Below are 13,675 nucleotides of genomic sequence, written 5' to 3'. Positions count from 1 at the left end.
TCAGAAGCCGCGAGAAAGAACCGCCGTCCCGATCGTCACGACGCCGAGCACAAGATTGATCACGACGAGCCGTCTCACGGTGCCGACCGCACGCGCGCCGTCGGGCCAGTTCTGCGCCTGCACCGCGCGGCGGATGCGCGGAAAGACCGCGAAGCGGATATGCCCGAAGATGAGCATCATCACGATGCCGAGCCCGGCCATCGCGTGCAGCGGCCATGCCGCATGACCGCCGCCGAACTCCACGAGCAAAAAGCCGCCGGTGACGAGAATCACGAGCACAGCGGCCGCCACCCAGTTGAAGAATCGCGCGAAGACCGCTTCCCACAACGGCAGGCGTAGCTGCGGCGTGAGATCGCCGAGTGCGGGACGCAGGCAGAAATGCGCGAAGACCATCCCGCCTATCCAAACGGCTACGCCGAGCAGATGCAGAAAGAGCGCGGCTTCGATGGCTTTGTTCATTGCGTTTCGTTTATTTCGATTTTCGTTTGTTTCGATTAATATGGCGTTCTACGCTCATTCAGGCGGGGTACGCCATGACACGAACTATCCATCCCGAAGTGAATCTACCGGTCGAACGCGAAGTGCAGGCGGCAGTCGAGGGACAACGCACACTCGCCACGTATCTGTCGACCGGTTTCGAGACGCAGCGGATCCAGATCTTCGACGATAAGGACGAAGCGCATCAGATTGAATTGCCGACTTCGGCGCTACGCCTTCTGGTCGACATTCTCGCTGAGCTCGCCGACGGCAACGCCGTCAAGATCGTGCCGGTTCATGCTGTACTGACGACGCAGGAAGCCGCTGACCTGCTCAATGTCTCACGTCCGCATCTCGTCAAACTGCTGGAAGCCGAAGCGCTGCCTTCGCACAAGACCGGCAAACATCGGCGCGTCCGCTTTGCCGATGTCATGCGATACAAGGCCGCGCGCGACCGCATGAGCGAAGAAGCGATGAAGGCACTGGCCGAGCAGGCACAGAGACTAGGAACGGACTACGAATGAAGAGTTCCCGTTTCATCGTCATTTATGACGCGTGCGTGTTGTATCCGGCGCCGCTGCCAGACTTTCTCATGTGGCTCGGTCTCTCAGGACAGTTCCGGGCGCGATGGAGCCTGCAGATTCACGAAGAGTGGAAACGCAATCTCTTGAAGAACCGTCCCGACCTGACGAGAGAACAAGTGGATCGGACGGCTGAGCTGATGGACCTGGCGGTTCCCGATGCGCTCGTCAGCGGGCATGAAGACCTGATCGCCGGATTGAATTTGCCTGACGACGACGATCGCCACGTGCTGGCGGCAGCCATTCGCAGCAACGCCAGCGTGATCGTCACGTTCAACGAGAAGGACTTCCCTGAGCAGGTATTGAGCCCATTCGGAATCGAGGCGCGGCACCCTGACGTGTTCGTCGATGAGTTGTTCGATCTTGCGCCGGCAGCCGTCATTCACGCCGCGCAGCAGCAGCGCAAGCAATTGCGGCACCCTCCGATGGAAGCGGAGCGGTTCATTGAAATTCTGCTGAAGCAGGGGTTGGTTCAGACGTGCAAATCGCTCGCGATGTACAAGGCAATCTTGTGAGAGCGACGCAGCCGTAGCCGCGTCGCTCCATCACCCCATCACTCCTCGAACACCGGCCGCAAATCCGTCACCTTCAGCGACGAATCCGGCGCCCTTCCCTTCCTCGCCCGCTTGCCCAGATGCAGCTGCATCTGCGAGCCCGCGAGCTTCTCGTCCCTCACCTTCCCGCCGCGCCCGGTGCCGGTCATCACGACGCCGCGCGCATCGATCGCGAGCGCCTGGCGCAACGTCTCCTTCGGATCGAGCGCCATCAGGATGACGCCGCGCCCGCCGCCGGACAGCGTCTTCATCTCGTCCATGCCGAACACGAGCAGACGCCCCGCGCTCGACAGGCACGCGACGTAAGTCGCGCCGGGAACGACAGGCATCGGCGCGAGCGGCGCGGCGCCTTCGTCGATCGTCATGAACGCCTTGCCGGCCTTCTGGCGGCTGATCAGATCGCCGAGCTTCGCCACGAAGCCGAAGCCATTGCTCGACGCCAGCAGCAGTTGCTGCTCCGCGTTCCCCGCGAAGTAATGCAGCAGATGCGTGCCCGATTCGAGCTCGATCAGCGAAGTCACCGGCACGCCGTCACCGCGCCCGCCCGGCAGCGCCGAGACCGGCACCGAATACACGCGCCCCTTGCTGCCCCACGCGACGAGCGAATCCGGCGTGCGCGCCTGGAACGCGGCGTAGAGGCCATCGCCCTGCTTGAACGTAAAGCCCGCCGGATCGAGCCCGTGGCCCTTCAGCGCGCGGACCCAGCCCTTCTGCGACACGACGACCGTCACCGGTTCGTCGACGACACGCGCCTCGAACGTCGCGCGCGTGGCCTGCTGGATCAGCGTGCGGCGATCGTCGCCGAATTGCTTCGCGTCGGCCTCGATTTCCTTGATGAGCAGCCGCTTCATCGCGGCGTCGCTGTTGAGCAGTTCTTCGAGCTTCGCCTTTTCTTCGCCCAGCTCCTTCAACTCCTGTTCGATCTTGATCGCCTCCAGTCGCGCCAACTGACGCAGACGGATTTCGAGAATATCTTCCGCCTGCCGGTCCGAAAGATTGAAGCGCGCGATCAGCGCCTGCTTCGGCTCATCGCTTTCACGAATGATGCGGATGACTTCATCGATATTCAGGAAGACGATCATCCGTCCTTCGAGAATATGGATGCGATCGTTGACCTTGCCGAGGCGATGCTGCGTGCGCCGCGTGACTGTGACGAACCGGAAGCCGACCCACTCGTGCAGTATTTCGAGGATGCCCTTCTGACGCGGCCGGCCATCCACGCCGATCATCACGAGATTGATCGACGCGTTCGATTCCAGGCTGGTGTACGCGAGCAGCGTATTGACGAACTCCGTCTGATCGATGCGGCTCGACTTCGGTTCGAACACGAGCCGCACGGGCGCGTCCTTGCCGGACTCGTCGCGCACGGCGTCGAGCAGCGCGAGCATCGACTGCTTGGTCTGAACCTGCTCGGGCGTGAGTGTCTTCTTGCCGAGCTTGATCTTCGGATTGGTGAGATCCTCGATTTCTTCCAGCACTTTCTGGCTCGACACCCCCGGCGGCAACTCCGTGATGACGACCTGCCACTGACCGCGCGCGAGCTCTTCGATCTTCCAGCGCGCGCGCACCTTGAGCGAGCCGCGGCCGGTCTCGTACGCCGCCGAGATTTCTGCCTGCGACGAGATGATCTGTCCGCCGCCGGGGAAATCCGGTCCCGGCAGCTTGTCCATCAAACCTGCGTGACCGATCTTCGGATCGCGGATCATCGCGACGGCCGCCGCCGCCACTTCGCGCAGATTGTGCGACGGACATTCCGTCGCGAGACCGACCGCGATGCCCGATGCGCCGTTCAGCAACAGGAACGGCAAGCGCGCGGGCAGCAGCTTCGGCTCTTCGAACGAGCCGTCGTAGTTCGGCATGAAATCGACCGTGCCCTGATCGATTTCATCGAGCAGAAGGCGCGCGATCGGCGTCAGGCGCGCTTCGGTGTATCGCATGGCCGCGGCGCCGTCGCCGTCGCGCGAGCCGAAGTTGCCCTGACCGTCGATGAGCGGATAGCGCATCGAAAAGTCCTGCGCGAGGCGCACGAGCGCGTCGTACGCCGACTGATCGCCGTGCGGATGATACTTGCCCAGCACATCGCCGACGACGCGCGCCGACTTCACCGGCTTCGCGTTGGCGGCGAGGCCCATCTCGCTCATCGCAAAGAGAATGCGGCGCTGCACGGGCTTCTGCCCGTCGCTGACATCGGGCAGCGCGCGGCCCTTCACCACGCTCACGGCGTAGTCGAGATACGCGCGTTCGGCGTAATCGCCCAGTGTGAGTTGCTCGCCGTCCGGTGCGGTCTGTTCGGCGAAGAGATCGTCTGTGATTCCCATCGATTAATCCGTTGTGCGTTGCTTCAAGCCGAGCTCAGATGTCCGCTTCGACTTCGTTGCCCTTCTCTTCGAGCCAGCTTCGGCGCGATGCCGCTTCGCCCTTGCCCATCAGCATCGTCATGCGCGAAACGGTGAGATCGAAGCCGAGGTCACCGAGCGCGACCGGCAGGAGACGCCGCGTGTCGGGGTTCATGGTCGTGTCCCAGAGCTGTTCCGCGCTCATTTCGCCCAGGCCCTTGAAGCGGCTGATGGTCCATGCCGTTTCGCGCACGCCGTCCTTGCGCAGCTTGTCGAGAATCGCTTCGAGTTCGCCTTCGTCGAGCGCATAGAGTTTCTGCGCGGGCTTCTTGCCGCGCGCGGGCGCATCGACGCGAAAGAGCGGCGGACGCGCGACGCACACATGGCCGCGCTCGATCAGTTGCGGAAAATGCTTGAAGAACAGCGTCAGCAAAAGCACCTGGATGTGCGCGCCGTCGACGTCCGCATCGGAAAGAATGCAGATCTTGCCGTAGCGCAGATTCGAAAGATCGATCTTGTCGTCCGGGCCATGCGGATCGACGCCGATCGCAACCGCGATGTCATGCACTTCGTTGTTCGCGAAGAGGCGGTCGCGCTCGGTTTCCCACGTGTTCAGCACCTTGCCGCGCAAGGGCAGGATGGCCTGGAATTCCTTGTCGCGACCCATCTTCGCGGAGCCGCCCGCCGAATCGCCCTCGACCAGAAAAAGCTCGTTGCGGGCGATGTCCGTCGATTCGCAATCGGTCAGCTTGCCGGGCAAAACGGCGACGCCGGAGCTCTTCTTCTTCTCGATCTTCTGGCCGGCGCGCGTGCGCGCCTGCGCCTGACGGATCACGAGTTCCGCGAGCTTCTTGCCAAACTCGACGTGCTGATTCAGCCACAACTCCAGCGCGGGCCGCGAGAACGACGACACGAGCTTCACGGCGTCGCGGCTGTTCAGGCGTTCCTTGATCTGACCTTGGAACTGCGGGTCCAGCACCTTCGCCGAAAGCACGAACGACACGCGCGCGAACACGTCTTCCGCGAGCAGCTTCACGCCCTTCGGCTGCAGATTATGAATTTCGACGAAGTTCTTCACCGCCTGAAAGAGCCCGTCGCGCAGGCCGGATTCGTGCGTGCCGCCCGCGGGCGTCGGAATCAGGTTCACATAGGATTCGCGCAAGAGCGGCCCTTCCTCGCTCCACGCGACCACCCACGACGCGCCCTCGCCTTCCGCGAAGGTCTCTTCGGTGTTCTTCGAGCTTTCCGCATAGCGCTCGCCCTCGAAGAGCGGAATCAGCAGTTCGCTGCCGCCCATGCCTTCGAGCAGATAGCCGCGCAGGCCGTCTTCGTACTTCCACGTCTGACGCTCGCCCGTCTTCTCGATGACGAGCGCCACTTCGACGCCCGGCAGCAGCACGGCTTTCGAGCGCAACAGACGCTGCAGTTCGCCGAGCGGCAGATTCGCGGAATCGAAATACTTCGGATTCGGCCAGGCACGCACGCGCGTGCCGCTTTTCTTTTCGCCGCGTTCGGGGGAACGGGTCACGAGTTCTTCGATCACGTCGCCATTGGAGAACGCGAGTTGCGCCACCTTGTTGTCGCGCCAGACGGTCACTTCGAGACGCGTGGCGAGCGCATTCGTCACCGAAACGCCGACACCGTGCAAGCCGCCCGAGAACGTGTACGCGCCGCCCGCCGCCTTATCGAACTTGCCGCCGGCATGCAGCCGCGTGAAAACGATCTCGACGACCGGCACGCCTTCTTCCGGATGCAGGCCGAAAGGGATGCCGCGGCCGTCGTCGTCGACGGAAACGGAGTTGTCGTTATGCAGCGTGACGGTGATCTGCTTGCCGTAGCCGCCGAGCGCTTCGTCGGAGGCGTTGTCGATGACTTCCTGAATGATGTGCAGCGGATTCTCGGTACGCGTGTACATGCCGGGCCGCTGCTTGACCGGCTCCAGGCCCTTGAGCACCTTGATCGATGCTTCGCTGTAGCCGGCTGCCTTGGCTTGCATGACAGGACGCTTGCCGCGTTCCGTGCCTGTCGCCATTGCGCTGGATTTTTTCGTGGACATAGTTGGACGTTGATCCGGCTTCTCGGGCGTTCTCGCGGGAATGTCACGACGTGACGCCCGGCAAGCCGGCGGATGCTTGATGAATGTGCCTGGCCGGATGCGCGATGAGCGAGGCGGAAAACCGCCCGCCGATCCGAGCCGCGCTAGGAGAATAGCGGTTTTCGCTCGCCGCGCCCACCTCGGAGGCAAAAACGCGATGCAGGCGTGAACGATCCGCGTTCACGAAACCGACACGCCTGCGGGCCGCGAAAGCGCTTATTTGCGCTTCGCTTCCAGCTCTTCCCAGCGCTCGAGCGCGACGAGCAATTCCTCTTCGATCGCCGCATGGCGCTCCGACAGACGCGCGCCCTCCTTCGCGTCCTTCGCGAAGATCGAGCCGTCTTCGAGCTGCGCCCCAATCGCCTTCTGCTCTTCTTCGAGTGCCGCGACACGCCCCGGCAGCGCTTCCAGTTCACGCTGTTCCTTGAACGATAGCTTCGCGGTGCGCTGCGCGTTGCGGCCCGCCGCGCTTTCCTTTGGCGCGTCGTCTTTCGTCGCTTCCTTCGCGCTCTGACGCGCCGCCTCTTCCGCGATGCGCTCCGAACGTTCGCGCTGAATCTGCCAGTCGGAGAAACCGCCGACATACTCGCGCCACATGCCGCCACCTTCCGCCGCGAACACCGAGGTCACGACGTTGTCGAGAAACGCTCGGTCATGGCTCACCAGCAACACGGTGCCGTTGTAATCCGCGAGCAGTTCTTCGAGCAGTTCGAGCGTAGGAATATCGAGATCGTTGGTGGGCTCGTCGAGCACGAGCACGTTCGCGGGACGCGCGAAGAGCCGCGCGAGCAGCAGGCGATTGCGCTCGCCGCCCGAGAGCGACCGCACCGGCGAGCGCGCGCGTTCGGGCGCGAACAGGAAGTCGCCGAGATAGCTCATGACGTGCTTCTTGACGCCGTTCACTTCGACCCATTCGCTGCCGGGGCTGATGGTGTCAGCGAGCGATTTGTCGAGATCGAGCTGCGCGCGCATCTGGTCGAAATACGCGGCCTGGATGTTGGTGCCGGTGCGCACGCGCCCTTCATCGGGTTGCAGTTCGCCGAGAACGAGTTTCAGCAGCGTGGTCTTGCCCGCGCCGTTCGGCCCGACCAGACCGATCTTGTCGCCGCGCATGACAGTCGCCGTGAAGCGCTCGACGATCGTCCGCTCGCCGAAGCGCTTCGTCACGTCGGTCAGTTCCGCGACGATCTTGCCGGACTTCTCGCCCTGTCCGACATCGAGCCTGACATTGCCCTGCACATTGCGCCGCTCCTCGCGTTCCTTGCGCATCTCGACGAGCCGCGCGATACGGCCGACGCTGCGCGTGCGTCGCGCCTCGACGCCCTTGCGAATCCACACTTCCTCTTGCGCGAGCAGCTTGTCGAACTTCGCCTGCTCGACCTGTTCGACTTCGAGCTGCTGCGCCTTGCGCGTCTGATACGCGCTGAAATTGCCCGGATACGACAGCAACCGTCCACGATCCAGTTCGACGATGCGCGTCGCCACGCGATCGAGGAACGCGCGGTCGTGCGTGATGAAGAGCAGGCCGGAGCGCAATGTGATGAGCAGCTCTTCCAGCCAGCGGATGCCGTCGAAGTCGAGATGGTTGGTCGGCTCGTCGAGCAGCAACACGTCCGGCTGCACGACGAGCGCGCGCGCAAGGGCGACGCGCTTCTTCATGCCACCGGACAGGTCGCCTGCGCGGGCATCGCCGTCGAGGCCGATCTGCGCGAGCGTCGTCGCGACGCGCGTGCGCCAGTTCCAGGCATCGCGCGTATCGAGCGCAGATTGCAGCGCGTTCATGCGCGCGAGCAGTTCGTCGTGCTTCGCGCCTTCGGGCGTGTCGGCGAGCGCATGCGCGACAGCGTCGTATTCGTCGAGCAACGCGCGCGCATCGGTGAGGCCCGACGCGACGACATCGAACACGGAAGCGTCGAGATCGAACTCGGGTTCCTGCGGCACATAGACGGTCGTGAGCTCGCTCTGACGCGTGACGAGGCCGTCATCGGGCGCGGCGAGGCCCGCGACGATCTTCAGGAGCGACGACTTGCCGGCGCCGTTGCGACCGATCAGTCCGACGCGCTCGCCCGCTTCGAGCGAGAAGTCGGCGTGGTCGAGCAACGCGACATGGCCGAACGCGAGCTGCGCGTCCGAAATGGAATAAAGCGACATGGGAAAACCGGATGAATGGCGAAAGTCGGTGACGAAAACGGCAACCGAGGCAAGCGCTCATTGTACCGGGCGTACCGGGCGTACCGGGCGCGGCGTGCGCCGCCGCGGCTCCCAAGCGGAGCTGGCCGAATGGACGAGGAACAAGAAGGCCGCCCGGACGCGGTCCGCGGCGGCCTTTCCGTGCACGCGATGCGTTATTGCTTCACGTGAACCTTGATCGTCTGGCTCATTTCCGGCCCGTAAGAGCGATGCGCGCCGTCGGCGAACTGCATCGTCAGCGTGTGATCGCCGGGCGGCAGCTTCACGTCGGCTTCGGTCTGGCCCTTGCCATAGTGCAGGTTCTTGTCGTCCATCGGGACGACCGTGCCTTTCGCAATCGGCTTTTCGTCGATCAGCAGATGATGATGGCCGGTGCCTTCGGTCATCGTGCCGGCCGGCGCGACCGACATGCCATCGACGCCGAATTTCACGTGCACGGGGTTCGTGACGGTCGCGCCGTCCTTCGGCTCGACGAAATAGACGCGCGCCTGCGCGTGCACCGCGCCCGCGAACGAAAACAGGACCGCGCCCGACAACATCGCGCTCAAGAGCTTTTGCTTCATCGTTTTCTCCATGTTGTGAAACCGGTCGATGGCGCGAAGTCGGCGCCGGAGACCCGGAAAAGCATACACCGAGCTTTCGGGAGCCGCGTATCCGTACCATCCTGCCGACGCAATATGACACGGCGTGCGGCCGGCCGCCGGAGCGGGGAACGATCGCGCCGATTCCTGTAAGATGCCGGGTCGCCGCGCAATGCGCTGTCCTGTGCCGCACGCGGTCCCTTTATTTCTTTCGAATCAAGAGTCTGTCGTGAGCGAAGTCATCGAATACAAAAGCTGGGTCTGCCTGATTTGCGGCTGGATCTACAACGAGGAAGAAGGCCTGCCGGACGAAGGCATCGCCGCGGGCACCCGTTTCGACGACATTCCCGCCGACTGGCGCTGCCCGCTGTGCGACGTGGGAAAGGCGGATTTCGTCGTCGTCGAGTTCTGAACGATGCCGCCGCGCGTGCGGCGGCATCGTTTCACGCTTCAGCGCGCCACCGCGATCAACTCGCGGCTCGTTTCATCCACCGGTGCGCGGTTCCAGTCTCCGTACCAGTCGATCTTCGCAAAGTCCGCTCCGGTCAGCCGTTTCGTCAGTTCGTCGCGCGTGCGAAAGCGCAGTTCGCTCGCCGCGCTGAGCGTCTCTTCGACCATTTCAGTGCCCGGCTTCGGCATGAAGCGATAGTGGGTCGTGAACGCCACGCGTCCGGCCGCGAGCGGGTCGGGCACGGCGTGCCGTTCCAGCCAGACGTCGACCGCCCTGCCGTCCGGCGCTTCGATGCGCCGCAGCGAACGCTCCGGCGTCCAGTTCTCCCACGCGCGCGCCGCCGGATTGCGACTCTCGAACGCGATCGCACCGCCGGGCCGCAACGCGCGTCGCGCGGCGACGAGCGTCGCGACGAACGAGGCATCGTCGAGAAAGATTTGCGCGACGTGTCCCGTCATCACGAGCAAATCCGCCGCGCCGACAAACGGCAGCGCGTTCGCATCGCCTTCGATCCACGTCACCTTGTCGCCGTCCGGACGCGCGCGCGCCACGCGCAGCATGTGCGGCGACGGATCGATGCCCGTCACGCGATGACCGCGCCTGGCGAGTTCGCACGCAAGCAAGCCCGTGCCGCAGCCGAGATCGACGACATGCCGCGCGGACGCCGCCAGCGCGAGATAGAACGCCGTGTCGTCGGCGAACGGATTGAGTGCGTCGTAAAGCGCGACGAGGCGCGGATCGTCGTAGCGCATCAGCGGCTCTGATACGCGAGCGCGTCGCGCAACGGCTGGCTGCCGATCATGATCGGTCCTGAGAACGGCGTATCGAGATCGAGGATCACGAGCACCGCCGACGCGATCGACAGCGCGCCGAGCATGATCGTCACGAGCGACAACGCATTGCGCGGCGCGATCAGCCCGAAGCACAGAAAGATGATGAGCAGCCACCCGACGAGAATGCGGTCGAACGGATAGGAGATCGACCCGTGCGCCTCCTCGACCAGCTTCCACCGCTGCGCGATCAGTTGATCGAAGCGCGCGGCGGCTTCGGTAGCGAGCTGGCGATGATAGTCGTCGCGCGGGACGAGGATGCGTACGTCGTGCTGGGCTTTGCTCAACAGCGCGCCGAGCGTCGCGCTCGCGAGGCTGTCGTCCTTTTTCGACGGCTCGACGTTCGGATAGTAATCACCGGGCGGCGGCGCCTCGTTCGGCCACGTGCTCGCGATCGCCGCCGCCGTGTACGAGCGCAGCAGCCTGCGCGCCGGATCGAGCTCGCCACCGTAGTCGCGCATGGCGCGATCGAGTTCGATGATCGAGGTCGCGTAGTTGCGCATGTCGGTGTTGGTGGTATCGAAAATCGTTTTCGCCGATGCGGTAAGGAGGCCGAGCACGAGCGCCGCGAACGTGACCAGCATGCCGACGAGCAACTGGATCAGTTGCACTGTTTCCTGCGCCTTGTGCTCTTCGGGCAAGAGTGGCCGCACGATTGCGCCGATGCCCGTGCAGGCGAGCAAGAGGATGAAGACGAGCACCGCGGATTCGATTTCGGTCATGAACGCATGAGCCGTGAAGGCGAGCCTCAGGTGGTCGCATTATCGGCGCGAAGCTGCTTACGATTCAATGGGGGGGACGGCGGGAGGCGGGAAAGAGGCGGGCAGCGACAACAGCAGAAGCAGAACACGACGAGCGCCGTGCAGAAATCTTGGTCCCCCCGGCAGGAATCGAACCTGCATCTAGCGCTTAGGAGGCACTCGTTCTATCCATTGAACTACGGGGAGGGGAGCGGACCGCGCTCAGCCGATGCGTCGGCGAGCGAGCGCAGAGTATAGCAAAGGCGCGCGGCGGCTTTCGGTTCGGCGCGAACAAATTGGGAGCCTTCGACGCGCAACGAAAAAATCGGCGCACGTGCAGGGTTTCTCCCTATCAAGTCTCGCCGAAGCGCGCCGCCATCGGAATAATGGACTCATTCCCCAATATCAAGCCGCAGGGCGCGTTTTCGGCGTTGCTGGCGGACCAGGACCTGACGCACCTCGAACTGGTGCTGCGCCGCTCGTTGGCGTGCGATCTCGGCGGTCCGTTGCTGCCGCCTTCGTACTGGCGCGAGCGGCTCGCATCGATCATGCGCCAGTCCCATCTTTCGCATACGCAGATTCAGACCGTGCATCGGCTGTATCTGCATATCGATGCGTTCGAAGCCGCCGCACGCGCACGCGAGGAAGAACTCAGCATCGAACGCGCGCGCGTGGCCAGCGAAAGGTCCCAAAGCGCCTGAGCGCCCTTCGCGCGTTTCTACGCCGCCTGACGCGCGCGCTGCTGCTGTTGCGCATGCGCCGCGAGCCGCACCGCCGCATTGGCCGCGCCGTAGCCGTCGTAGCCGCCGCGCCGCTCGATCACTTCGAGGAAGAAGCGCTGATCGAGCTGCTCCGTGTACGCGTGGAAGAACTCGCCGCCGCGCTCGTCGCGATCGTAGAGGATGTTGTGCTCGCGCATCTGGTCGATCTGCTCGTCGGGCAGGCCGAAACGCGCGACCAGATCGTCGTAGTAGTTGCGCGGAATGCGCAGGAACTTCACGCCATCGGCTTCGAGGCGCGGAATCGCAGCGAAGATATCCGGCGTGCTGAATGCGACGTGGTTCAGCCCCGAGCCGCGATACGTCGACAGCGATTCGGCCACCGCCGTGTAGCGGTCCACCGACGCGTTCAGCGCAATGCGCACCGAACCGTCGCGGCTCCGCACCGCGCGGCTGCGCACGAGCCCGTACGGATCGGGCACCAGCACGGCAGGCTCCGTCTCGAAGCCGAACGCGCTGCGGAAGAACAAGACCCACGTGTCGAGCGCATCGGCGGGCAGCGAGAGGCACACGTGATCGATGCGCGACAGCGGCCCCACTTCATACGGCCCGTCGATATCCGTCAGGATGAAGTCCGATTCCCACAGCGTCGGGCCGCCCTTCGCTTCGTCTACGAAATAGTCGAGGCTGCCATCGGGCGACTGCACGCCTGGCACCACGCGCTCGTTCGGACCGACGCGCCCCGAAAACGGCTGCGACCCATACGCCGCGGCGCGCTCGAACGCGAGCTTCGCGTCATCGACATGAAACGCCGACGCGCACAGCGACAAGCCGTGCTTCTGGAAAAACGCGCTCGCGAAGGAATCGGCCTCGGCGTTGAGCACGATCGAGCCCGCGCCGTGCCGATACAGCGCGACATCCTTCGAGCGATGCTTGCCCGCGAGCCTGAAGCCGAGCCTGCCGAGCCATCGGGCGAGAAGTTCGCGCGTGGAATCGTCGACGGCGAATTCGAGAAACTGGAAGCCGATATGTTCAGGCGGCGCGGGCGGATTGAAGAGCTCCGGCGGCACCTCCTTACCCATTGCGCCCATCAGCGCGCGCGTCTGCTCTTCCAGATAACGCAGCGAGCGATGACCGTCCGCCGCCGTGATCGCGGTCGGCGCGGCGCGGAAGCCATCGTTGAAGATTTCGAGCGACAGCGGCCCCTTGTAGCCCGATTCGAGCACGCGCGCCGTGAAGCCCGCGACATCGAACGCGCCCTGCCCCGGAAAGCATCGATAGTGACGGCTCCATTCGAGCACGTCCATCGCGAGCACGGGCGCGTCGGCGATTTGCACGAACGCGATGCGCTCGCCGGGAATCGACGCGATCTCGTCCACCGAATCGCGAATCGACAGCGTATGGAAGGTGTCGAGCGCGAGGCCGAGATTCGGATGATCCACGGCATCGACGAGCTTCCACGCGTGCTTGTACGAATTCACGTAGCGGCCCCACGCGAGCGCTTCATACGCGACGATCACGCCCGCTTCCCCGGCGATCTTCGCGAGCGTGCCCAGTTGATCGACGATGAGCGCGTCGTCGCGAATCGTGTCCGGCGACACGTTGCTGCACACGAGGATGCGGTCCGTGCCGAGCTCGTGCATCAGCTCGAACTTGCGTTTGGCACGCTCGACGTTCTTCGCGAGACGTTCGGCGCTCACGCCGTCGAAGTCGCGAAACGGCTGGAACAGATAGATTTCGAGGCCCAGATCGGCGCACATGCGGCGCACGTCGGCGGGCGTGCCGTCGAAATACAGCAGATCGTTCTCGAAGATCTCGACGCCGTCGAAGCCCGCCGCCTTGATGGCCTTCAGCTTCTCGGGAAGCGTGCCGCTGATGGATACCGTCGCGATGGATGTACGGATTGAACGCAGCATCGCTGCCTCCTCGTTGCAATCAATGAATGCGGGATGGATGCGGTGCCTTCCAGTTTAGGACGTCCGCATGACGGACGCGCGCAATCCACGTCAATTCTGCGAGATGATAACAAACTAACTAGACCGTACAAATTAGTAAAAACACGGACCGACAAGCCTCGCGCGTGCGTTCACACTGCGCGTACTCAATTTCGCACTGCAACAA

12 protein-coding genes and 1 tRNA gene are annotated in these 13,675 nt (G+C 63.8%); 4 read left to right on the top strand and 9 right to left on the bottom strand.

Translation table 11 applies throughout. The features are described from left to right. Window positions 1-459 (bottom strand): CopD family protein, encoded by a 459-nt coding sequence (locus AWB75_RS12630; RefSeq protein WP_061124418.1) that lies wholly within the window; start codon window positions 457-459, stop codon window positions 1-3. Between the two features lie 74 nt (window positions 460-533). On the opposite strand from AWB75_RS12630, the gene AWB75_RS12625 reads away from it, so the two are divergent. Together AWB75_RS12625 and AWB75_RS12620 are read left to right on the top strand one after the other, a co-directional pair. Beyond that, a complete protein-coding gene (locus AWB75_RS12625; protein WP_061124417.1) occupies window positions 534-1,001 on the top strand; it encodes a helix-turn-helix domain-containing protein in 468 nt (155 codons plus the stop codon). After that, complete coding sequence (locus tag AWB75_RS12620) at window positions 998-1,573, top strand: PIN domain-containing protein (RefSeq protein ID WP_061124416.1); 576 nt, start codon at window positions 998-1,000, stop codon at window positions 1,571-1,573. The genes AWB75_RS12625 and AWB75_RS12620 overlap by 4 nt, the downstream gene beginning before the upstream one ends. 38 nt (window positions 1,574-1,611) lie before the next feature. Here the strand turns inward: AWB75_RS12620 and parC are convergent, their stop codons facing one another. From parC to AWB75_RS12595, 4 genes are all read right to left on the bottom strand, one after another. After that, a complete protein-coding gene (gene parC, locus AWB75_RS12615; RefSeq protein WP_061124415.1) occupies window positions 1,612-3,930 on the bottom strand; it encodes a DNA topoisomerase IV subunit A in 2,319 nt (772 codons plus the stop codon). Window positions 3,931-3,964: 34 nt separating this feature from the next. Then, the gene (locus tag AWB75_RS12610; RefSeq protein ID WP_061124524.1) at window positions 3,965-5,944 is read right to left on the bottom strand and encodes a DNA topoisomerase IV subunit B; all 1,980 of its coding nucleotides are present in this window, start codon (window positions 5,942-5,944) and stop codon (window positions 3,965-3,967) included. A 315-nt stretch (window positions 5,945-6,259) separates the two neighbouring features. Further along, window positions 6,260-8,194, bottom strand: a complete 1,935-nt coding sequence (locus AWB75_RS12600) for an ATP-binding cassette domain-containing protein (protein ID WP_061124413.1) — start codon at window positions 8,192-8,194, stop codon at window positions 6,260-6,262. 194 nt (window positions 8,195-8,388) lie between these two features. Continuing rightward, the gene (locus tag AWB75_RS12595) at window positions 8,389-8,772 is read right to left on the bottom strand and encodes a DUF4399 domain-containing protein (protein WP_407642145.1); all 384 of its coding nucleotides are present in this window, start codon (window positions 8,770-8,772) and stop codon (window positions 8,389-8,391) included. Between the two features lie 271 nt (window positions 8,773-9,043). On the opposite strand from AWB75_RS12595, the gene AWB75_RS12590 reads away from it, so the two are divergent. Continuing rightward, complete coding sequence (locus AWB75_RS12590) at window positions 9,044-9,226, top strand: rubredoxin (protein ID WP_041730228.1); 183 nt, start codon at window positions 9,044-9,046, stop codon at window positions 9,224-9,226. Between the two features lie 38 nt (window positions 9,227-9,264). On the opposite strand, the gene AWB75_RS12585 is transcribed toward AWB75_RS12590, so the two are convergent. The 3 genes from AWB75_RS12585 to AWB75_RS12575 all read right to left on the bottom strand — a co-directional run bounded on the left by AWB75_RS12585 (window position 9,265) and on the right by AWB75_RS12575 (window position 11,042). Next, entirely contained in the window at window positions 9,265-10,017 is a 753-nt protein-coding gene (locus AWB75_RS12585; protein WP_061124412.1) for a class I SAM-dependent methyltransferase, read from the bottom strand. Then, a complete protein-coding gene (locus AWB75_RS12580) occupies window positions 10,017-10,817 on the bottom strand; it encodes a bestrophin-like domain (RefSeq protein ID WP_061124411.1) in 801 nt (266 codons plus the stop codon). The genes AWB75_RS12585 and AWB75_RS12580 overlap by 1 nt, the downstream gene beginning before the upstream one ends. 150 nt (window positions 10,818-10,967) lie before the next feature. Continuing rightward, a tRNA-Arg gene (locus tag AWB75_RS12575) sits at window positions 10,968-11,042 on the bottom strand. 179 nt (window positions 11,043-11,221) lie between these two features. Between AWB75_RS12575 and AWB75_RS12570 the strand changes: the two genes are divergently transcribed. Further along, the gene (locus tag AWB75_RS12570) at window positions 11,222-11,536 is read left to right on the top strand and encodes a hypothetical protein (RefSeq protein WP_061124410.1); all 315 of its coding nucleotides are present in this window, start codon (window positions 11,222-11,224) and stop codon (window positions 11,534-11,536) included. A 17-nt stretch (window positions 11,537-11,553) separates the two neighbouring features. Here AWB75_RS12570 and AWB75_RS12565 read toward each other — a convergent pair whose 3' ends face one another. After that, the gene (locus tag AWB75_RS12565; protein ID WP_061124522.1) at window positions 11,554-13,458 is read right to left on the bottom strand and encodes a bifunctional sugar phosphate isomerase/epimerase/4-hydroxyphenylpyruvate dioxygenase family protein; all 1,905 of its coding nucleotides are present in this window, start codon (window positions 13,456-13,458) and stop codon (window positions 11,554-11,556) included. Window positions 13,459-13,675: the final 217 nt, after the last annotated feature.

This window comes from Caballeronia catudaia (genome assembly GCF_001544755.2).
GTDB lineage: Bacteria > Pseudomonadota > Gammaproteobacteria > Burkholderiales > Burkholderiaceae > Caballeronia > Caballeronia catudaia.
The sequence above is the reverse complement of the archived record's forward strand: the minus strand, read 5'-3'. Positions and strand labels throughout refer to the sequence as shown.

What these genes read in the sequence shown, in the direction of transcription:
- AWB75_RS12625 (WP_061124417.1), top strand. Translation starts at nt 534, where the DNA reads ATGACACGAACTATCCATCCCGAAGTGAATCTACCGGTCGAACGCGAA.
- AWB75_RS12630 (WP_061124418.1), bottom strand. Translation starts at nt 459, where the DNA reads ATGAACAAAGCCATCGAAGCCGCGCTCTTTCTGCATCTGCTCGGCGTA.
- AWB75_RS12580 (WP_061124411.1), bottom strand. Translation starts at nt 10,817, where the DNA reads ATGACCGAAATCGAATCCGCGGTGCTCGTCTTCATCCTCTTGCTCGCC.
- AWB75_RS12620 (WP_061124416.1), top strand. Translation starts at nt 998, where the DNA reads ATGAAGAGTTCCCGTTTCATCGTCATTTATGACGCGTGCGTGTTGTAT.
- parC (WP_061124415.1), bottom strand. Translation starts at nt 3,930, where the DNA reads ATGGGAATCACAGACGATCTCTTCGCCGAACAGACCGCACCGGACGGC.
- AWB75_RS12610 (WP_061124524.1), bottom strand. Translation starts at nt 5,944, where the DNA reads ATGCAAGCCAAGGCAGCCGGCTACAGCGAAGCATCGATCAAGGTGCTC.
- AWB75_RS12585 (WP_061124412.1), bottom strand. Translation starts at nt 10,017, where the DNA reads ATGCGCTACGACGATCCGCGCCTCGTCGCGCTTTACGACGCACTCAAT.
- AWB75_RS12600 (WP_061124413.1), bottom strand. Translation starts at nt 8,194, where the DNA reads ATGTCGCTTTATTCCATTTCGGACGCGCAGCTCGCGTTCGGCCATGTC.
- AWB75_RS12595 (WP_407642145.1), bottom strand. Translation starts at nt 8,772, where the DNA reads ATGTTGTCGGGCGCGGTCCTGTTTTCGTTCGCGGGCGCGGTGCACGCG.
- AWB75_RS12570 (WP_061124410.1), top strand. Translation starts at nt 11,222, where the DNA reads ATGGACTCATTCCCCAATATCAAGCCGCAGGGCGCGTTTTCGGCGTTG.